Consider the following 560-nt stretch of genomic DNA (forward strand, 5'->3'; position numbering starts at 1 on the left):
GTCAACTTCAAAATCGCTACGATGTCGGAGGTTTTTTATTGAACTACTCCCATTACTTTCGTGGATTTTCATTTCTGCAATTGCACCCATAATATGAGATTTGTTCCCATCTGGTTCAAAAATAGAATTTTTCACATAATGAAGTCCATCAATAATTTTAATATGTGTATCAGCTAAGGGAATAGAGTATGAAATTTTTGAGCTAGATGGAGGTCGACCAGACTTCATCTGTGAAAAAATATTATATCCATCAGTTGATTTTACAGTAAGTTCAACCTCGCAAAGACCATTTGATATTACTTGCCTTTTTTTTTCCCATAGGGGGTCCGTATAATCGTATTTAATAACAAAATCACCTGTTACTATAAGTTCCTCCAAAAGAAGTGGTGAGGATGGCTTATTAAAATTCTTTTCAAATTCCATTATTTTTATTGCCCCTTGCTCAAAGGGGTCTATAGTTTTCAATACTTGAGTCAACACTCTATTGTATGATCTGTAATCGACATTCCCAGGATATAAGTCAGGCCTAAATACAGGAAGATAAGCTATCCAATCAAGAG

Annotated in this window: 1 protein-coding gene; it reads right to left on the reverse strand. The window is 34.5% G+C overall.

The window, feature by feature from the left end; translation table 11 throughout:
* Window positions 1-423, reverse strand: a 423-nt coding sequence (locus V2A85_RS24340) for a hypothetical protein (RefSeq protein WP_420072640.1), incomplete at its 3' end; no start/stop codon positions are given.
* Window positions 424-560: the final 137 nt, after the last annotated feature.

This window comes from Yersinia sp. 1252 StPb PI (assembly GCF_048593885.1).
GTDB classification, from domain to species: Bacteria; Pseudomonadota; Gammaproteobacteria; order Enterobacterales; family Enterobacteriaceae; genus Yersinia; species Yersinia enterocolitica_E.